General features: G+C 37.9%; 18 protein-coding genes and 2 pseudogenes. 18 read left to right on the forward strand and 2 right to left on the reverse strand.

Annotated features, from left to right (window positions below; translation table 11 throughout):
* The first annotated feature begins 6 nt into the window (after window positions 1–6).
* A complete protein-coding gene (locus SCI76_RS00005) occupies window positions 7–1,329 on the forward strand; it encodes an alpha-glucosidase/alpha-galactosidase (protein ID WP_243494770.1) in 1,323 nt (440 codons plus the stop codon).
* A 371-nt stretch (window positions 1,330–1,700) separates the two neighbouring features.
* Window positions 1,701–3,329 (forward strand): ribosomal protection-like ABC-F family protein, encoded by a 1,629-nt coding sequence (abc-f, locus tag SCI76_RS00010; protein WP_047750720.1) that lies wholly within the window; start codon window positions 1,701–1,703, stop codon window positions 3,327–3,329.
* A 221-nt stretch (window positions 3,330–3,550) separates the two neighbouring features.
* On the opposite strand, the gene SCI76_RS00015 is transcribed toward abc-f, so the two are convergent.
* Window positions 3,551–5,683, reverse strand: coding sequence for a GDYXXLXY domain-containing protein (locus SCI76_RS00015; RefSeq protein ID WP_407544814.1), 2,133 nt, complete (start codon window positions 5,681–5,683; stop codon window positions 3,551–3,553).
* A 336-nt stretch (window positions 5,684–6,019) separates the two neighbouring features.
* Here SCI76_RS00015 and SCI76_RS00020 point away from each other — a divergent pair, with 336 nt between their 5' ends.
* From SCI76_RS00020 to SCI76_RS00095, 16 genes and pseudogenes are all read left to right on the forward strand, one after another.
* Window positions 6,020–6,373, forward strand: a complete 354-nt coding sequence (locus tag SCI76_RS00020) for a DUF5082 family protein (protein ID WP_063247809.1) — start codon at window positions 6,020–6,022, stop codon at window positions 6,371–6,373.
* Window positions 6,374–6,379: 6 nt separating this feature from the next.
* On the forward strand, window positions 6,380–6,652 hold the full coding sequence (locus SCI76_RS00025; RefSeq protein ID WP_014459698.1) for a DUF5344 family protein: 273 nt from the start codon (window positions 6,380–6,382) through the stop codon (window positions 6,650–6,652).
* Between the two features lie 200 nt (window positions 6,653–6,852).
* The gene (locus SCI76_RS00030) at window positions 6,853–9,171 is read left to right on the forward strand and encodes a T7SS effector LXG polymorphic toxin (protein ID WP_407544817.1); all 2,319 of its coding nucleotides are present in this window, start codon (window positions 6,853–6,855) and stop codon (window positions 9,169–9,171) included.
* On the forward strand, window positions 9,168–9,611 hold the full coding sequence (locus SCI76_RS00035) for an SMI1/KNR4 family protein (RefSeq protein WP_063247811.1): 444 nt from the start codon (window positions 9,168–9,170) through the stop codon (window positions 9,609–9,611). The genes SCI76_RS00030 and SCI76_RS00035 overlap by 4 nt, the downstream gene beginning before the upstream one ends.
* A gap of 288 nt (window positions 9,612–9,899) precedes the next feature.
* Window positions 9,900–10,634, forward strand: a complete 735-nt coding sequence (locus SCI76_RS00040) for a pre-toxin TG domain-containing protein (RefSeq protein WP_269201633.1) — start codon at window positions 9,900–9,902, stop codon at window positions 10,632–10,634.
* Complete coding sequence (locus tag SCI76_RS00045) at window positions 10,634–11,077, forward strand: hypothetical protein (protein ID WP_063247813.1); 444 nt, start codon at window positions 10,634–10,636, stop codon at window positions 11,075–11,077. The genes SCI76_RS00040 and SCI76_RS00045 overlap by 1 nt, the downstream gene beginning before the upstream one ends.
* Window positions 11,078–11,640: 563 nt before the next feature.
* Window positions 11,641–11,853 carry a hypothetical protein gene (locus tag SCI76_RS00050; protein WP_196763259.1) on the forward strand — a complete coding sequence of 71 codons (213 nt, stop codon included), beginning with the start codon at window positions 11,641–11,643 and terminating at the stop codon, window positions 11,851–11,853.
* Window positions 11,846–12,073, forward strand: a pseudogene (locus tag SCI76_RS00055) (T7SS effector LXG polymorphic toxin); the annotation flags it as partial. The gene SCI76_RS00050 and the pseudogene SCI76_RS00055, both read left to right, overlap by 8 nt.
* An 18-nt stretch (window positions 12,074–12,091) precedes the next feature.
* The gene (locus SCI76_RS00060; protein WP_261786054.1) at window positions 12,092–12,214 is read left to right on the forward strand and encodes a hypothetical protein; all 123 of its coding nucleotides are present in this window, start codon (window positions 12,092–12,094) and stop codon (window positions 12,212–12,214) included.
* A gap of 56 nt (window positions 12,215–12,270) precedes the next feature.
* Complete coding sequence (locus tag SCI76_RS00065; RefSeq protein WP_063247815.1) at window positions 12,271–12,819, forward strand: SUKH-4 family immunity protein; 549 nt, start codon at window positions 12,271–12,273, stop codon at window positions 12,817–12,819.
* Between the two features lie 189 nt (window positions 12,820–13,008).
* Window positions 13,009–14,007 (forward strand): EndoU domain-containing protein, encoded by a 999-nt coding sequence (locus SCI76_RS00070; RefSeq protein WP_243494765.1) that lies wholly within the window; start codon window positions 13,009–13,011, stop codon window positions 14,005–14,007.
* Window positions 14,008–14,020: 13 nt separating this feature from the next.
* A complete protein-coding gene (locus tag SCI76_RS00075; protein ID WP_063247817.1) occupies window positions 14,021–14,431 on the forward strand; it encodes a hypothetical protein in 411 nt (136 codons plus the stop codon).
* A 377-nt stretch (window positions 14,432–14,808) separates the two neighbouring features.
* A complete protein-coding gene (locus SCI76_RS00080) occupies window positions 14,809–16,341 on the forward strand; it encodes an HNH/endonuclease VII fold putative polymorphic toxin (protein ID WP_407544821.1) in 1,533 nt (510 codons plus the stop codon).
* Between the two features lie 113 nt (window positions 16,342–16,454).
* Entirely contained in the window at window positions 16,455–16,847 is a 393-nt protein-coding gene (locus tag SCI76_RS00085; RefSeq protein ID WP_243494762.1) for an immunity 50 family protein, read from the forward strand.
* 183 nt (window positions 16,848–17,030) lie between these two features.
* Window positions 17,031–17,189: a hypothetical protein gene (locus SCI76_RS00090; protein ID WP_155726330.1), complete on the forward strand. Its 159-nt coding sequence runs from the start codon at window positions 17,031–17,033 to the stop codon at window positions 17,187–17,189.
* A 709-nt stretch (window positions 17,190–17,898) separates the two neighbouring features.
* Complete coding sequence (locus SCI76_RS00095) at window positions 17,899–19,401, forward strand: malate:quinone oxidoreductase (protein ID WP_013083523.1); 1,503 nt, start codon at window positions 17,899–17,901, stop codon at window positions 19,399–19,401.
* A 114-nt stretch (window positions 19,402–19,515) separates the two neighbouring features.
* Here the strand turns inward: SCI76_RS00095 and SCI76_RS00100 are convergent.
* Window positions 19,516–20,082 (reverse strand): annotated as a pseudogene (locus tag SCI76_RS00100) (DUF6434 domain-containing protein).
* Between the last annotated feature and the right edge of the window lie 32 nt (window positions 20,083–20,114).

Below are 20,114 nucleotides of genomic sequence, written 5' to 3' on the forward strand. Positions count from 1 at the left end.
ATGACAATGTCTAAAATCACATTTATCGGAGCGGGAAGTACAGTTTTTGCAAAAAATATTTTAGGAGACTGCATGTTTGTGCCTGCTTTAGCTGGCTTTGAATTTGCGCTATACGATATAGATGCTGAGCGTTTAAAAGATTCGGAAAATATGCTAAACAATCTAAAAGAAAACTATAAAGTGAATATTACGGTCAAAGCCTATTTGAACCGCAGAGAAGCTTTAACAGGAGCAAAGTATGTGATTAACGCCATTCAAGTAGGGGGTTATAAACCGAGCACCGTCATTGATTTTGAAATTCCTAAAAAATACGGCTTGCGTCAGACGATTGGAGATACAGTAGGAATTGGAGGAATCTTCAGATCACTGCGCACGATTCCAGTGCTGTTTGATTTTGCAAAAGATATTGAAGAAGTATGTCCGGATGCGCTGTTTTTAAATTACACCAATCCAATGGCAACGCTAACGGGTGCAATGCTGCGCTATACCAATGTAAAGACGGTAGGCCTTTGTCACAGTGTTCAAGTATGTACAAAAGATTTATTTGACTCTCTCGGAATGGATCATGAAGGGATACAAGAGAAAATCGCAGGCATTAACCATATGGCATGGCTGCTAGAAGTAAAAAGAGATGGACAAGATTTATATCCAGAAATTAAGCGTCTGGCAAAAGAAAAGCAAAGAACAAAGCATCACGATATGGTGCGTTTTGAGCTAATGGATAAGTTCGGTTATTATATTACCGAATCGTCTGAGCATAACGCAGAGTATCACCCATACTTTATTAAACATAAATATCCAAATCTTGTTGATCAGTTTAACATCCCTCTGGATGAATACCCGCGCCGATGCGAAGAGCAAATCAGCAATTGGGAATCAATGAGAGAAGAAATGGTCAACAACAGTCAGTTAACTCATACACGTTCACATGAGTACGGCTCTAGAATCATTGAAGCAATGGAGACAAACATGCCGTTTAAATTTGCCGGTAACGTATTAAATACCGGAGGCTTAATTAGTAACCTGCCGACAAAAGCGTGCGTAGAAGTTCCATGTGTTGTAGACCGAAGCGGCATTATGCCGACTTATGTAGGAGACTTACCTGAGCAGCTTGCGGCGTTAAATCGTACGAATATTAATACGCAATTATTAACTATTGAAGCAGTTGTCACTAGAAAAAGAGAGCACATCTATCAAGCAGCGATGCTAGATCCTCATACAAATGCGGAATTATCCATGGATGACATCATTCGTATGTGCGATGATTTAATTGAAGCACACGGCGATTGGCTGCCTGATTTTACAGGGAAAGTGAATCAATACGTGTAAGAAAAGAATCCTCGGCTGAAATCAGCTGAGGATCTTTTGTACTTAGGAAAAGAAGGGAATATCATCCAAATGGATATTGACATTTAAAAATGTTCATCATACACTGTAAGAAGCAAGTCATTTTATACTAAGAAAGGAAAGGTACCGTAGACAATGGATAAGTAATCCTATTTTTTTAGACATTCTTTTAAAACTTTATTTTAAATGAACATTTGTCTAGATAGGATTAGTCTGTACATTTTTAGGTGCCATTTCTATATGTCTTATATGAAGTGATTTCTCCCTTTTTTTACTCTATAAAAAGGGTGCATATTTGCGTATGCCTAATTATGACCTCTAATCCTCTCTAGAAATCCTAGGGAGGTTTTTTTATGTTATTGTTAGAAGCTATAAATATTGAAAAAAGCTATGGAGACCGCCTGCTGTTTCAAGCAGAGAAACTTCAAGTACATCGCGGAGAGCGAATTGGAATTGTGGGAAAAAACGGAGAAGGCAAATCGACGTTGCTTCATATTTTAATGAAAAAAATGAGTCCAGATCAAGGGATTGTGCAAACATATGGCCGTTCCTCACTGATTCCGCAGCTTGATGTTCAACCTACATCTGCCGTTTCTCCTGAGATGAAAAGTCAGTGGAGTGTGCCAACTGAAGCGGACTTTCTTAGCGGAGGAGAAGAAACAAGAAAAAAAATTGCAGCTGCTCTTTCATCCGGGGCGGAACTGCTTGCAGCCGATGAGCCAACGAGCCACTTAGATGTAAAAGGCGTAGAAAAATTTGAAGAAGAAATGAAGTCTTTTACAGGCAGTCTGCTGCTGATTTCACATGACCGAGAATTATTAAACCGCCTTTGTACGTCTATTTGGGAAGTAGAAGGCGGCAAAATTCACTGTTATGAAGGCAATTATCAAGAATATGTGACGCAAAAAAAACACGCGGTTGAAAGACAGCAGTTTGAATATGAACAGTATGTAAAAGAAAAGCAGCGGCTTGAACTGGCGTCTGAAGAAAAAAGCCAAAAATCAAAGTCGCTTAAAAAAGCGCCGAGCCGCATGGGCAACTCTGAAGCGAGGCTTCATAAACGAGCGGTCGGAAAACAAAAAGCGAAGCTAGACAGAAGCGCAAAAGCAATTGAAACAAGAATTGAAAAGCTGGAGAAAAAAGAAAAGCCAAAAGAAATGGAAGAAATTCATTTTGACCTATCGCAGTTTCACCAAGTGCATAGCAAGCAGGTACTAAGCTTTGACAAAGTCTCAGCATCAGCTGGTAATCATATCTTGTTTCAAAACCTAAAAGGCGGTGTGAAGCCAGGAGCGAAAGTAGCGATTGTCGGCAAAAACGGCGCCGGAAAATCTACGCTGCTGAATATGATTGAGCAGCGAACAGAAGGAATCACGGTTGCGAAGCCTGTAAAACTTGGGTTTTTTCATCAGCGCCTTGAAAATCTAGATCCCGCTAAAAGCATTTTAGAAAACATCAAAGAAGACAGTCCGTACACCGAGCAGTTTATTCGGACGGTGCTATCGCGCTTACTTTTTAAACGTGAAGACGTGTATAAAAAAGTAGAGATGCTAAGCGGAGGAGAACGAGTCAAAACGGCATTAGCAAAAGTCTTTTTAGGAAACTATAACGTTCTTCTTTTAGATGAACCGACCAACTATCTTGATCTTCATACAAAAGAAGCGCTTCAAGAAGTGTTAAAAGCTTATCCAGGGACGATTTTATTTGTGACGCATGACCGCTATTTTGTTAAAAAGCTTGCGACGCATGTTTTGACGTTAAAACAGTCCAAAGCGGAGCTTGCGGCGATTGAAGATACGGGTAAAAGCAAAAAAGCGTCACAGCAGCAAAATGAAGCGGAGAAACTTGCGCTTCAACTAGAATTAACAAAAGTAATTAGCGAGCTTTCTATCACGCCAGAAGGAAAAGACAAGCAGCGTCTTGAAAAAAGATACGAAGAGCTTTTAGAAGAAAGAAAACGATTAAATAGAAAGGAAGGGTAATATCACTTCACCTAACAATGAATACAATGATGTTACTGAACATTAAAAGCGTATTGAAGGAAAAATGACGGATATGAATGTAAAAGGAACGCCCAAAAGAATAAAATGGATTGGCTATGGAATCATTATTTTCTTTGTGATTCTTATTCTAACGATGATCATCGGCGTATTTATCAATTAAAACAAAAAGCAGCCGCTTCAATGTTGAAGCGGCTGCTTTTTTATTTGCCTACTTTTGTAACGATCGCATCTCCATTTTTTCCAACTCGTACAGTAGCAAAACGAGCTTCGCTTTCCACTTTGCTGCCGGTTCCTTCTGGAATAAAATAATGCTCAATTCCGTACTGAATTCCCCATTCGTGATAGCTGCCCGTAATGACAACGTCTTTCTTTTTAGAAGTATACGGCTTATTCCAGTCATCATCCGCTTGGTAGATTTTTGCGTATTCATACACGCCTTGTTTGTCAGGGCGAAGAACGAGCTTCACTTTTTCTCCGTCTTTCACATGAGGTAAGGTAACGTGCGCAATGTCGTAATTCAGCTCAACATAATCGCCTTGCAGCAGCGAGCGCGGATCGATTGGCTGTAAAGCGAGCTTAATTTCTTTTCCGTTTTGAAGGAGCACTTCGTTTTTAGTGAAAATGCCGCCCAGCATAATGAGCTGAACAAGAATGATGATCCATACAGCGGTTCGTCTGCGGTCAAGAAACGACGGCTGCGGCTGATCAGGCGGTGACAGGTCCCATTTCCTGCTTAGGAAAAGAAAGATAAGACCTAAAATAACGAGCACAAGTGATTTATTAAATAAATCCCACACAAAGTCGTAATATTTCATCGCTAAAAAAACAAACCAGAAAATCATGCCGACCATAAAATCGTATTTTGGCTCTTTTCGTACCGTCACAAATAAAAAGACGGTCGAAATTACAAAAAACATCGTACAGTAAATAATATTTAAAAAAGACGGTTCGCTTAATTCAGTCAGCGACAGTAAAAAGATAAAAGCAAGAAGAAGCGCTGCTTTTTTAAACGCGTGGTGTATGTTTATCGCGTACACAGCGGCATTTAATAGAAACAAAGCGAGCAGCACATAATCTATTTTGATAGTGTCATAGTAAGTAGTCGGAACCTTTATTAACAGAAGCCCTTGCACTAGCACAAAAAGCAGCAGGCGAACGGGCGTATGCTTTGTGAATACTAAAAGCGCTACAAGTGCGATGACGTAGATAAAAAACAGAATGTCGTTCACAAAAAAAGAGGCGCCGCCGCTAATTAATACGCCCATCATTAAAAGCGTATATTTCACGGTTGGAATATCTGCTTTAATCAAATAACATGCCACAATCAGCAAAACGCCAGTCACAAGCATTCCGTTTGTTGGGTACGTTCCTGTAATAAGTGTGACAAGTCCTCCTAAAGAGCTGCTGCCGATGACCGATGCAATGGCCGTAATCCCAATCACCGCTATTCGTTTGATTACGCGGAGCGAGGTTTTTTGTGCTGACGTGTTAGCAGTGAGCCATTTGACAAACCATACGCTTGCACCAATAAATAAAATCACGAATCCTAAAGCTAAGAACAATGACCATTCAGCGTAGTGTTTAAAAATAAAAGAGAAAAACTGTTCAATAACAAATAAAGCAAATGCCACAATGGAAATCCCTAAAAACGACCTTTGCGGCTCCACTTTTGAAAAATAAAAAAAGGAGCTTAGTAAAAACAGCAAATAAAAAATAATAAGACCAATCCGTAAGCTAGAGCTCCCTGTGAAATCCGGCAGGGAAACAGTTAAAAAAATGTAGTGAAACAAACAAAACGCCGCATACATGATCACAGGAGACGAGCGCCGTTTCTTTTTTATGATCCAAAAAATAATCAAGTTCACAAACGCCATTCCTGCGTAAAGTAAAAGCGTCTCGTGTTCGCCTCGCTGTGAAACTGCGCCTGTTGGTGAAATGAAAAAAGCCATGGTGAATTGAAATAAAACAAACGATAACACGTAAAACGGCTGATACTTTGTAAAAAAGCTAAACAAAATAACCGGCACAAGCCAAATTAAAAACAGCCAGTACGATTCAGCGTGCGTGTTGTAAATTTGAGAAAGAAGCGCGATGCTTAATCCAAATGAAAGAGCGCCGGCCAAAAGAGTCCAGTGACTTAAAAACGCCTGCTGAGGAAGCAGCTTTCGCACTGCAAATGCACTTCCGTAAAACAGCAGCATCAGCCCCACGCTCAGCGCAATTTTAATGTAGCGGTCAAAGCCTTGCCAGTTCGATGCAAAGAAATATAAAATGCCGGACAAAACAAGAGCCAACCCCAGTAAATAACCGAGTCTTACGAGCTTTTCTCTCATACTCAACCTCCTCTTTATATTATGTATATACTAGCGCATGTTTAAATATTTGGAAATAGAAAGAATGAATGCGTTTTAACAAAAAAATTGTGTAAAAAGGCCTTTTAGTGGCGTGGAAATAACAAGAAAAGTAGTCCGAAAATCTTGATAAATTGTCAATGGTAAGATAGTTTTGGTTATTTTATCCTGAAGAGTGGGTATTGAACTAAAAACCTACATTATTCCCAAAAAATATAAGAAAACATGCCGATGTGCTCTCTTTCTTTATTTGATAAGCTATAAAAGGGAATTACTGTTAGAGAAACCAAGAGATAGATATAAAGGAAGTGTCATCATATGAATGAGATGTTTGTTGCTCATCTGTATATCCAAGTGAAGCAGGCACATGAAGATATCCAGCAGCTTACGGCTAGTAAAAACACGTTAACGGAAGTCAAAGGCGAGCTTGAACGTGCAAAGGAAAAGGTAAAAGAACCAGAGCTCACTTCCGCCACTTGGTCAGGCAGCCTTGCTGTTGGGTTTGAAGACATCCGCACCGCTATGTTAGACGAATACGATGATTTGCTGACCCGTCAGCTGACGGATGCCATCACGACAATTGATGCAAAAATTACGGCGCTTCAATCAGATATACAAGGGATGGAACGCGCCATTAAAATGCAAGAAGACGAAGCAAAAGATAAGGTGTGATGCAATATGGCAGACGAAATTAAAGTAATAGATGGTGAAATTAATAGAACGCTTAGTGACCTAAGCGCTGCTGCGCAGCAGTTTCAGCCGCTTTTTCCGTTTCACGTAGGAAGCGGACAAGAACTAGAGGTGCTCGATGAATTAAACCAGCTGAACCAGCAGCTTCAAGCGTTAATTGTGGACTACAAGCAAACGCTCCTCGATGATTTGAACGCCACCAAAAAATCCGTGCAGTCCATAAAAGAAGCAGATGAAAAAGCTGCAAACGCCGCTAAATAATGTTCATATTTTATATAAAGCTATCAAAAACAACCTTTCAACCAGCATAGATGTGGCATTCAAATAAAAAGGTTTTATCTAGCGGATGATGCAAGCCTTGTAAAGAGGAGCGTCCGCTTAGGTTTAGAAAAATGACGGGCGGTTGTTCGTTAACCGTTTGTTGTTCTTCTACATCGATACAGCTAGGAGGTTACAGATTATTGAAAACACTTGATGTCGATGCTTTTCACGAAAATATTCAAGCTATCTTAGACTCTATTAAAAGTCAAAAAGAACAAACTCAGGGCCTGATTTCACAGGTTCAGGCATTTTCAAGCTTAGATGATGCGTTTAAAGGAAAAGGAGGAGAGGCGATTCGGTCTTTTTACGAAACGGGACATGCTTCTTTTTTAACGCTGTATCATTCATTACTCACTTCCTATGAAGCTCGACTAACTCAAATCACACATGCGCTGCGCTCATTCGAACCGAGCGAAGACGGCTACATCACGCAGCCCTTTCTGCAAGACACTATTCCCGCGCATTTAAATCAAACAAGAAATACAACCGTCTCGCTTGTCGATCAAGCGAATGCAGCGATTCAAAAAGTCAGTCACCTTGCTTCTGTTTCAGCGCTTAACGACCAAGGTTTTCTAACAGAAGTAGAACAAGCAAAAAACAAAGCGGACAAAACGATGAACGATTTAGTCCGTTTTGACGAACAGCAAACGCAAAGCCTTTCAGCCATTCAAGATCAGCTGACATCTTTAAACTCGCTGCTTTCTAAAGTGAAAGCTGGGTTTCAAAATGGTTCCATTCAGCCGGGCAATGTAAGTGAGCTGAGCGCGTTGGCGAAAAAAGCGATGACCGATTCAGGAGGCGTCTCGGTTTTTGAAAAAGGCATTCCAACAACCTTGACAAGAAAAGAAAAACAAGAGAAAGTGATAAAGGAAGTAGGCCTTAAAAAACTGATTCAACTTCAGGCAATGACGCCTGCTGAACAGTTAAAAGAAATTCATAGGCTTGAAAAAATCTCGCCTTACATAAGAGAAGTACTAACGCAAATTCAGCAGGATACAGCACCTGCTAACATGAAAAAATTAGCCGAACTGTCACCTGCAGAGCAAGCAGTGGAACTGGAAAAAAGTCCATATTTGCAGGCACTCAACGATTCTTCAACTGTAGGCATGCTAACGTCTCAACAGATTCTTCAAAACGCTACGGGCGTTGAGGGAATGCTTATGCAGTCGGTGATGCGTCAGGGTCAGGTTAGGAGTGTCGGGACTAAAAAAACAGCTGAATCCTTTGACTTTACAGAAATCTGTGAAAATCCTAAAGCTAAAAAAGAAGAAACCGGTATAAAAGCTGTAGTCAAGGACGTAGGAGAGGGTGCTGTCACCTTAGCAAAAGGCACAGTTACGGGTACTAAAGGAGTAGCACAAGACGTTTGGGCCGGTATGGGGGAGAGAGGAGATAAACAGTTCAACTCCTTATATGATTTTGGAAACTTTGTAACGATGGGTGGATTTGATGGCGCTGTTGCCTTCAAAGAAGGCTTAATTGAGCGAGGAGAAAAATCGTTTGATTCACCGTATGACTTTGTCAATCACGCAACGGTGGGACTCTTAGATTTAGGGAAGCAGGCACTTAATCCGGACAAACCTCTTTCAAAAGAGCACTGGGAAAACAGCATGTTTCTGTTTGCGAGCGTAATTGGAGGAGCGAAACCCGCAGGAGCCGTAAAATCCGTTCCAAAAGTAACAAACGTTCCGCGTGTACCTGCACATAAAGGGACCAAAACATTAAGCAATATGCGAAATGTCGTCAGCCCAAAAGCAGCAAGCAATTGGTCGAAGAAGGTGTATGAACCTGTTCAAAAGCAGCTTCAACCTTTACTAGATGCGGAGATACCGACTTTACGTCCTCAACCTCAACTGGTAGGGATAGGAGAGGCTTTGCCTGGAAAGACCTTTGGTGAAGCGTTAGATGGGTTAACGACGTATAAGATGGGGAATGTTTCAAAAGGCCAGTCGAAAGCGGTGGAGAAAGTCGAAAAGCCTGGTGGCAAGGCAAATGCTGAGAGGATAAATGATCAGGGGGCAGTGGTTAAGGGTACGGGTAGATTAAATTCAAAAAAAGATATTTATAAAGTATTACCTAAAGATGTTCACCAAGCACTAGAAGGCTATGATCAAACTCATAAATTCGCTGCGAATTTTAGAGGGTTTGAAGTAAAAGCACAGCGTTCATTATCGCATATGTCTGATAAACAATTAATATATTCATTTAAAAAAGGTTACTCACCAAAAGATGGAGCAAATGATACAATTATACTCCATCATCATGAACAAAAAGTTGAGGGCCCAATAATTGAGATGCCTAATAGATACCATGATTTAGGTAATAAAAGACAACATCCATTTGGAAATTCAGGTGGAGTTGGAAGTGGAGAAGCTAGGATAGAATTTAATAAGTGGCGTAAAGAATATTGGAAGGCAAGATATGCCAATGAAATGATTAAAAGGGGGATCATTGAATGAAGATAGAAATATTAAATGCTATCGATGAAGAGTTCGAAATGTGTCCAGAAGCCTTTGGAGGACCTCTTAATATCGAGGAAGTAAACCAAGCAGAAGATGAACTAAAAGTAAAATTGCCAGAGGATTTTAAAGAATTTCTTTTGAGATATGGTTCTGGAGCAGTTGGTGAGGCTATTATTTTAGGATTGAAAGAGGCAGAGTTTGTTGCGACACCATCATTTGTTGAGAAATCTCTGCATTTTAGAAAGGTACTCCCTAAAGAGTATGAGAATTTTACTGCTATTGGTATAGACGGTGCAGGAAATCCAGTAGGCTTTAATTCACCGAATATAGAAATTATTACATTTGACTTTAATTTCGGTGGGAAAGAAATCATAGCAGAGAGTTTTGAGGAATATTTAGAAAAAGCAATTCGTGAAGAATTAAATATACATTTTTAATATTCAAGATATTAATTGTAATATAAGATAAAACAAAAAAACGAAAATTAACTGTAAGCACTTGATTGTATTTTAGGCAACAAGTGCTTTTTTGTGAGAAATTACACCTTTGAAAAATATAAAAAATGACTGTATGAAGTTCATAACTCATGAAGGGCAATACCATACAAATAGTATTAGCCGCACTGTCACCTTAAGAGTAAGCAATTGAACTAGAAAACAGTCCAAAGGCTCAGCAAGATCTTACAGCACTTTCTCACTCTAAAGCAAAATTATAAAAAGCCTGAAATTGCAAGAAGTGTATATGAAACGGAGGCCAAAAAGCAACAACAGGATGGTCTAGCAGCTGTTTCTTTTGTAGCGGATATGGTGCCTGTGGTTTCCAATGTAAAAGGTGGATGGGAAGCAAGTGTAGGATACGATCCTATTACGGGGAATGAACTATCTAGTTTTGACCGTTCTGTTTCTGGAGCAGGAATTGTTTTTGGCGGCTTTGCGAGAGTGCCAGGGAAAGTGGTGAAATACGGAAGCGAAGGAGCAGAATACGTACTTCGTGTAAACAAAGCAGAAAAGACCGTAACCAAGCATAAGGTTAAAGATGTTTCCAAGGGCGAGTCGAAAGCTGTGGAGAAAGTGGAAAAGCCTGGTGGTAAGGCGAATGCTGAAGGAGTTCATGATCAGGCGGGTGTTGCTAAGGGTACGGGTAAATTTGTCAACAATGCTGATGATGTTGTATTCAAACAAAGTTCAATAGATAAAGCTTTCAGTAAACACAGAAATGATTTTGGAAGTTATCCTGATGGTAGCAAATCTAGTGTGGAATTATTCAAAAACGATGTTTCAGAGCTGATTAATACTGGAGTTCAAAAACAAGGTAAATATAGAAACGTTGAAGGAACGCATATTTACAACGAAACTACTAAACAATGGACTTTTATTAACTCAGATGGAACTATGAATACAGCTTTCAAATTAAGTGATTCACAATACAAATATTTAATTGAAAAAGGAGTTGTAAAATAGTGAGATTAGTTAATACCCTTCTCTCAGAACATGAATTAAAGAAAGAAGATATTGAAGTGATTTGCAATATATTTAAGAAACAATATGATGAAAATATAGAAGTAAATAGCTATAAATATGATGATCGTAAATATTATGAAACTGATTTTGATATAATTGACGTAGAATTTCTAAAGGAAAATATATATGTAGAAATTGATAAGTTGATTAAGATTCATGAAAAGATTATTCAATTAGTTAATCAAAATGTAGAAATAATTGTAGCTAATGATGATACAGATACGGAAATCCAAATATTCGAAAAAAATTGTAACGATATATCAGGATTTGGATTGTTTATTACTTCAAGAAAAATTCTAGAACTTGAACCCTATTATACTTCTGATATTTGCAAAGCATATTTGAATTTTGAAAATGTTAGTTTTGGTGTAATGTTTGAATAGTGTTAATTAGGAAGAGACGGTTCTTCCACTTTAGGATGGATGAATGATTTGCTAAAATTTTTATAAAAGAAAAAATTATGAAATTCATGCTGGGAAATGAGATTTTACGAACATAGACAAGAAAAATATTTATGTTAACATTTTTTATTACTACCTTGATTGGCTAAACGCCTTTCAAGGTTTTTTTATAAAGTTGGATTTGGTAAAAAGGTATCCGAAGAAGAATAGATATAGTGATCAAGAAGTAATGAGAGTAGCTAACTAGGGGTAAGTCTGGATTTAACTAACCTTGACAAGAAAAGAAAAACAAGGGAACGTGATAAAGGAAGTAGGTCTTGAACAAAAGATTTAGCCCAAAAGCAGCAAGCAATTGGTCGGAAAAGGTGTATGAACCGTTTCAAAAGCAGATCAAACCTTTACTAGATGCTGAGATACCGACTTTACGTCCTCAACCTCAACTGGTAGGGATAGAAGAGGCGTTACCTCGATAGACCTTTGGTAAAGCGTTAAATGGGTTAATGACGTATAAGATAGGGAATGTTTCGAAAGGTCAGTCCAAAGCGTTGGAGAAAGTGGAAAAGCCTGGTGGTAAGGCGGGTGTTGAAGGGGTTCATGATCAGGCGGCTGTTTCTAAGGGTACGGGTGAAACTATAATTAAAACAGTCAATGAAGTTGATTATAGTGATATCCGTGCTTACCGTGATATTGATATAGAAAAAGTACCAATAGAATATAGGGCCGATCCTAGACTTGTTTCTGAAATGAACTATATATAAAGGAAAGAAAAAAAGTGGAGCAAATGCAGCGGGATGGGAAAGAAGTGCCTCTAAGCACTTTAATGAATTATTAGATAAGCATCCCGAATTTTTTAGTGAAGCAAATATTGAGAGGATTGAAAACGGATTAGTTCCTGTAGTAGATGACGACTTTATTAAGTATTTTCCTCAATATAAAGGTTGTAAGGGTGATAAACTGATACATCATCATATAGGTGGTGGAGGTCAAGCTGCTGCTGTGCCACAATCATTACATAAGGGGTTTGGAGGCATACACAATTTTGAAAAAGAATACAAGATTAGAGACAACGACCCCTTGACTGAGATTGGAGAAGTATTTACGTCTCAAAAGCAGCCGTAAACATTAAGATAACGTATTAAGTGAAAATTAATAATATTTAGTGGAGGTATAAAAAAATGATTTCACCACAAGATTTTTTAGACAATTGGAATAAAGACATATATGGTTTGGTTAACTATGATGAAAAAATAATTAACTCACTTCCCTTATCCCAAGAAACTAAAGATTTCTTAATTGAAGCAGGTTTTCCTGAATCTTCTCCTCCATTTCTAACATTTGAATCTGCAGTTAGCGGTGGTGGAGAAAGATTAATTGAAAAAAACAATAAATTAGAAACGACGTATCATAAGTTTTTATATTTCGGATTTACTGGTAGTGGATATCCAATATGTATTGATGAATCTAACTCAGAGCTCGTATATATAGATTATGATAATAAGGTTGTTTTAATAAATACTACGATAGCAAAGTTTGCAGAAGCTTTACTTGTCTACGTAGAATTTATAAAGAAAGTAAAGGCTGTTAACGGAAGAAGAGCTTATCTCGAAAAAAATGCAACTAAAGATTTGTTAGACTGGATTTCTGGCCAACTTCAAAAAATCGACGCTGCCTCTTTAACTGAAGGGTGTTTTTGGGAAGAGGAATTAGGTAGTTTTATTGAATAAGATTGTATAGAGGTTTTATACATTTAAGATATAAGCTTAAAGCACTTTATTGTCAATTAAAGGCAACAGGTGCTTTTTGTTTTTTGTAAGAAATTTATGCTTTAGACTACACAAAAATGCTAATAAATTCAACAAAAAGAAAAGCAAGTTATTAAAACAGTTGGACTAAAACAGCTAAAAGAGCTGGAAATGATGCATCCACTGGATCAAAAAAAGAAGCTCGAACAGCTTGAAAAAAAAGCTCCCCATGTTAAAGAAGTTTTTAAACATATTCAAAAGGAAAACAGTCCAAAGGTTCAGCGCGATCTTGCGGCGCTTTCTCATTCTAAAGCAAAATTAGAAAAAGAGTTGAAAAAGTATCCATATCTATATGAGAATTACAAAAAGCCTGAAATCGCAAGAAGTGTATATGAGGAGGAAGCCAAAAAGCAACAACAGGATGGTCTAGCAGCTGTTTCTTTTGTAGCGGATATGGTGCCTGTGGTTTCCAATGTAAAAGGTGGATGGGAAGCAAGTGTAGGATACGACCCTATTACTGGGAATGAACTATCTCGTTTTGACCGTTCTGTTTCTGGAGCAGGAATTGTCTTTGGCGGCTTTGCGAGAGTGCCAGGGAAAGTGGTGAAATACGGAAGCGAAGGAGCAGAATACGTACTTCGCGTAAACAAAGCAGAAAAGACCGTAACCAAGCATAAGGTTAAAGATGTTTCCAAGGGTACGGGTAATAATAGTAAGCCGGTCAGCGGAGCCAAATCAATTATCACACCTGAAATGGAGGAAAAAATCCTTTTGGGACAGAGAAAGAACCCTAATAAAAATGAAATTATTGGAGGGCATTCATCAAACATTAATAATAGCCATTCTAACTATGTTACGGAAGCTATTAAAATCAACCCTGATGGTACAAAAGATATTAAATATATAACTCAATTTCCGGATGGGAATCTTTCAAAAATAAAAAATAGTACAATATTTCCCGAAGGTTGGAGTGATATTAAAATCTTAGATAGTATAACTGATATTGGTAATTCTCCTCCAATAAGTATTAGAGGTAGAGATGGAGCAACTTTCCATAGGGGAATTGTTGAGGGTGTAGAAATTGATGTTATTAAAATAGGTGATATGGTAGTTAGCGGCTATCCAACAGGACAAATTAATGCTCCATTACCAGGTGGTTTTAGTAAATAGAGGAGGAAAGTGAATGTACGAAAAAGTAGATGCAGTATTATCTGAAAATAGCGCAGATAATTATTTTTATGACGATGAATTTATGTATGTGCAAGAATTGATGAGTGAGTTTACTAATATTGATTGGGAGAATTTAATTCGAGGATTAAAAGATAAAGATGATAAATATAAAATTAGATTGGCCTACTGTATAGATGAAGATAACGGAGTATATGGATTTAATTTATTATTAGATTTACTTAATGAGAGTGATGAAGTGGCTGAATATGCAATAGATTCTTTACGTTCTTTTTATGGAGAAGAGTATAAAAAAATAATTGCTTCTAATAAGCAAATAAAGGACAAAGTAGAGAAATTATTAAAAAATGCTAGTTTACCTATTGAAAGGATTTTAGGAGCATTTTTACAACAAAACAAATTATAAAAATTTGCAAATAATATTAAACATTAAAAAATGTACGAAATCACTTGATTCCCTAAAATTTGGACTGAGTTGATATAGTAAACTTATGGTGAAATGTCTCAAATCTTGTGAAAGCTAAAAAGTCAAAGTATAGTATTGAAAAATTAGATGATTATTTAGTGAAATTAATTGATAAGCATTATGAAAAAATAGACTTAGGTGACTAGTATATGAGTCAATAAATCTTAATACTATTCTTAAACCTTGATTGGCTAAATGCCTTTCAAGGTTTTTTGATACAGTTGCATGTGATGAGAAGATATTCAAAGAAGAGTAGAGATAGTAATTAAGAATTAATGACAGTAGCTGATGAGGGGTAAGCCTATATTTGAAAAGTCTTGACAAGAAAAGAAAAACAAGAGAACGAGATAAAAGAAGTAGGACTTAAAAAACTGATTCAACTTCAGGCAATGACGCCTGCTGAACAGTTAAAAGAAATTCACAAGCTTGAAAAAAACTCGCCTTACATAAGAGAAGTGCTAACGCAAATTCAGCAGGATACAGCACCTGCCAACATGAAAAAACTAGCGGAACTGTCACCTGCAGAGCAAGCAGTGGAACTTGAAAAAAGCCCATACCTGCAGGCACTCAACGATTCTTCAACTGTGGGCATGCTAGCGTCTCAACAGATTCTTCAAAACGCTACGGGCGTTGAGGGAATGCTTATGCAGTCGGTGATGAGTCAGGGGAAGATTAGAGATGTGACACCTGAAAAAACTGCTGAATCCTTTGACTTTACAGAAATCTGCGAGAACCCTGCGGCTAAAAAAGAAGAAACTGGTATAAAAGCTGTAGTCAAGGACGTAGGAGAAGGTGCTATAACTTTAGCAAAAGGTACAGTTACGGGTACTAAAGGCGTAGCACAAGACGTTTGGGCCGGTATGGGGGAGAGAGCAGATAAACGGTACAACTCCTTGTATGACTTTGGAAACTATATAACGATGGGCGGATTTGATGGCGCTGTTTCCTTCAAAGAAGGCTTAATTGAGCGAGGAGAAAAATCGTTTGATTCACCACCGTATGACTTTGTCAATCACGCAACGATGGGACTCTTAGATGTAGGACAGCAGGCACTTAATCCGGAAAAACCTCTTTCAAAAGAGCACTGGGAAAACAGCATGTTTCTGTTTGCGAGCGTAATTGGAGGAGCGAAACCCGCAGGAGCCGTAAAATCCGTTCCAAAAGTAACAAACGTTCCGCGTGTACCTGCCCATAAAGCGACCAAAACACTAAGCGATATGCGAAATGTCGTCAGCCCAAAAGCAGCAAGCAATTGGTCGAAGAAGGTATATGAACCTGTTCAGAAGAAGCTTCAACCTTTATTAGATGCTGAGATACCGACTTTACGTCCTCAACCTCAACTGTTAGGGATAGGAGAGGCGTTACCTGGAAAGACCTTTGGTGAAGCGTTACATGGGTTAACGACGTATAATATTGGACGTGTTTCAAAAGGCCAGTCGAATGCGTTGGAGAAAGTGAAAGAGCCTGGTGGTAAGGGTAGGGGTAATCCTGAAAAATCAGATGGGAATTTTAAAGAATATAGAAATGCTAGTCTAAATAAAATAAAAAAACAGTTAGGTATACCAAGGACACAACACCCTATAAGTCAAAAGATGGTTCCTTTAACTGATGGAGCAGGAAATAGAATATTAAATGAGATGAAACAGCCTGTAATGACAAGAGAATTGACATACGAAATAAATGGTCAAACAGTAATAATACAGGATCATTCAGCAGGTCATAAGTTTGGAGAAGGGGGGATTGGTGATCAGCCACCTCATTACAATGTAAGGCCTCCAGAGAATACAAGAACTGGTAAAGTAGAAGGAATGGAGGATCATTATTATTTTAATAAAAGAAATAAAAAATAGGTTATATATTTCATGTAGATATGTATTGTATTTATATCAGAGATATAGTCTTGATTAATTATAAAGCGTGTAAGAGATAGACAACGTATTAATAGAAATAGAGGAGTGTATATATGATTAACTCGAATAGGATAATGAACCCTCAAGCAGTTACAGGCATTTTTGGTAGGATGCCAATGTTTAACAATTCTGAATTATTGAGTGTTCAAATAAAAAGAGATGGTCCGACATTATTTATTCAATTATCTACTAAAGAGATTGTAAAAAATAAGCCTAAACGGTGGGGCGAATGGGACATAGTATATATTGAAATGTCATTTTTGGGTGTGAAAGAATTGGAAATCAATTCATTTGGAACTATTAATGAAATTGAGGAATTCGAAATTGAAGATATTGGGGAAGGGGGATCTATAAAAATTCAATGTACTAATAGAATGTCTATTACGTGTTTATTTGACTGGGCAAGGATTGAACAAATAAATCCTGGTTTAATAGGTACACCATAAGAATTTATTAAAAAAGGCATAAGTATAAGAACAAAAAAACTTTGTATTTGCATTCAGAGTGCACGATAGATAGAATATATTTATTTAGATGAATATGGACAATGCCAAGGTTGTTTCTGGTGCCACAGAGGATTATTTGAATGGAAATTATTTCACCAGGAGAAAAAACAAAGCGGTATTGCAATGTTTGATATACTAAAAGAAGGCGATTTTAAGTTTGAATTTAGCGGTTTTGGTAAAAATCGTGGTATTTGGACGTTTACACGAGAGAATATTCAACCAAGCTCAATAAGAACCAAAACAAGTCACGTGCTAAGCGTGGCTTATTTTGGTGGAAGCTAATAATAACCACGACGCATGAACGATTTAACTAAACAACTTTGAAATAAGAGAAGCATGTAAGGTGCTACTCTTTATCAATAACTATGTCCTATGTAAAAGTCAACATACATGTTAGGTTTTATAACATAAATTTCTGAATAATCATTTACTTATTCACTTATTTCATGGTATGTTATATGACATAGATATTGTAACTTGCAATATGGGCTGGAAATTAGCCATTGCAATATATACTTATTTTTCTAAAAATGCACCTGGATAAGCTGGTGCTCTATACATATATGAATACATCTACGTATAGCTAGTCAAAAAGAATGAAGGCTTTTCTATTTATAGTGCTGATTGTTCTTTGGGCTGAGTATAGTTATAGTAGGTGAAATTTTCAAGGCAGTTATTTTGGTTTTTAAGCTGAATTTTTGGAATAGTTTGTTATTTTATTAATCAATGCTTTGCCACTTAGAAGTAGGTATAAAAGTTTCCTAATAAAAGAAAATGCAGACGGAATTTAATAAGTTTTTTGGAATTTGTGGGCGATTTTCTCACTTTTTTATCATTTTTGAATAGTTTATAATCATCAGACAATTATACTGTGATATAGTTATAAGTGAGACAGAAAAAGGTGTGTTCTTAGGTCGCACCTGAATTTTTTTACTACGTAAGCAGGAGCGCCTACATCTTTTTACAAATATAGGGGATGAGGAAGGTTATAATGAGCAACGTACAGAAAAAAACAGACGTTATCTTAATTGGTGCCGGAGTCATGAGCGCAACTTTGGGATCATTACTCAAAGAGTTAGCACCTGAATGGGACATTAAAGTATTTGAAAAACTCGCAGACGCAGGGGAAGAAAGCTCGAACGAATGGAATAATGCAGGGACGGGCCATTCTGCGCTGTGCGAACTAAACTATACATCAGAAAAAGCTGATGGATCTATAGATATAACGAAAGCGATCCGAATTAACGAGCAGTTTCAGCTGTCAAGACAGTTTTGGTCTTATCTTGTAAGCAGCAAGTTGATTCGCAATCCGCAAGATTTTATCATGCCAATTCCGCATATGAGTTTGGTACAAGGGGAAAAAAATGTATCGTTTCTGAAAAAGCGTTTTGAAGCGCTGTCAAACAATCCGTTGTTTCAAGGAATGGAGTATTCCGACAGTCCTGACAAACTAAAAGAATGGATTCCGTTAATCATGAAGGGGCGCACGTCAAATGAACCGATTGCCGCAACTAAAATTGATTCGGGAACAGACGTAAACTTTGGTGCTTTAACACGCATGTTGTTTGACCACCTGAAGAATAAAGGGGTTCACGTTCATTACAAACGAAGTGTAAAAGATATTAAACGTAAAAGTGACGGTATGTGGGAAGTAAAAGTCGCAGATGTAGACAGCGGAAAAGTTGAGTACCACACGGCAAAGTTCATCTTTATCGGTGGTGGAGGCGGAAGCTTGCCTTTACTTCAAAAAACAGGTATTCCTGAATCCAAGCATATTGGAGGATTCCCGGTAAGTGGATTATTTATGGTATGCAATAACCCTGAAGTAATTGCGCAGCACCACGGAAAAGTATACGGAAAAGCCAAAGTCGGAGCTCCGCCAATGTCAGTTCCGCACCTTGATACACGCTATATTGACAACAAAAAGACGCTGTTGTTTGGCCCGTTTGCCGGCTTTTCACCGAAGTTCTTAAAAACAGGTTCAAACCTGGACTTAATCAGTTCTGTAAAGCCGAATAATATTTTAACCATGCTAGCAGCAGGCGTCAAAGAAATGGCGTTAACAAAATATTTAATTCAGCAAGTGCTGTTATCAAATGAAAAACGTGTGGAAGAACTGCGTGAGTTTATCCCGAACGCGAAAAGCGAAGACTGGGATATTGTTGTAGCAGGCCAACGTGTGCAGGTAATCAAAGACACGGAAGCCGGAGGAAAAGGAACGCTTCAGTTTGGTACAGAAGTTGTAAGTGCCGCTGATGGTTCTGTTGCTGCACTTCTTGGCGCTTCTCCTGGTGCGTCAACGGCCGTTCACGTTATGCTTGAAGTATTGGAAAAATGCTTCCCAGAAAACATGAACAAGTGGGAGCCAAAAATAAAAGAAATGATTCCTTCTTATGGCATGTCGTTAGTTGATCATCCAGACTTCTTTAACGAAATTCATGCGTCTACTTCACAGACGCTTGGTTTAATTAAAAAAGAATCCGTTTATAGCTAAAGATTTTACGCCGTAACAAACAGCACATGCGTATGTGAAGAAATCTACAGGCGTGCACAAACACCACCTTTTCTTGAGGTGGTGTTTTAATGGTCTTTATATGTAGACTTTGATTTAAGAGCGGTATTGATTGCTTCCAGGTTGAACTTTTAAATGCTTCCACGCCGCAATTGCATCATCGCGGCTTTTTCCATTGTTTTTCTGATCTTAAAAAAAATCGCTAATAAACCGGTTGTACTCAAACTGAGGCGCAATCTCTTTTTGATAAGAAGGCTGCTTTTTACGTTTTTCTTCTTCATGCCATGCTTATACCACATCTCGATAGGTTTTCCCTACATTTTCTTTAAAGTAGTTTTGAATATACGTGGAAAAATGAAACGTAGGATGAATGGCTTTCTTAAAAAAAGTCCGTACTTCTTGACTGCAGCGGTGATTTTCACCAATGACGGTATCTAATGTTAGCGGCGCTTGTGTTTTAGAGGACGAGCGTCTTTTAGAAGGTGATTTTGATTTTTGAGTGTTACCGGTTGTTAAAAACACTTCAATTCTTTTTGAAAGTTACATTTTATATCCAGACGGGCTCATGTTGTTTTCTCGGCAAAATTGCTGCAGTTCGGTTTTGAGCCAGTAAAAGTCCGTAAATTCGTTGATAGGTAAGTCTCTTTTAAGTTCGGGTCTCATTGTTTTCACCTCCATATATTTACAAGAGTAAT

It is taken from the genome of Priestia sp. HNGD-A6, from assembly GCF_045784335.1.
GTDB classification, from domain to species: Bacteria; Bacillota; Bacilli; order Bacillales; family Bacillaceae_H; genus Priestia; species Priestia zanthoxyli.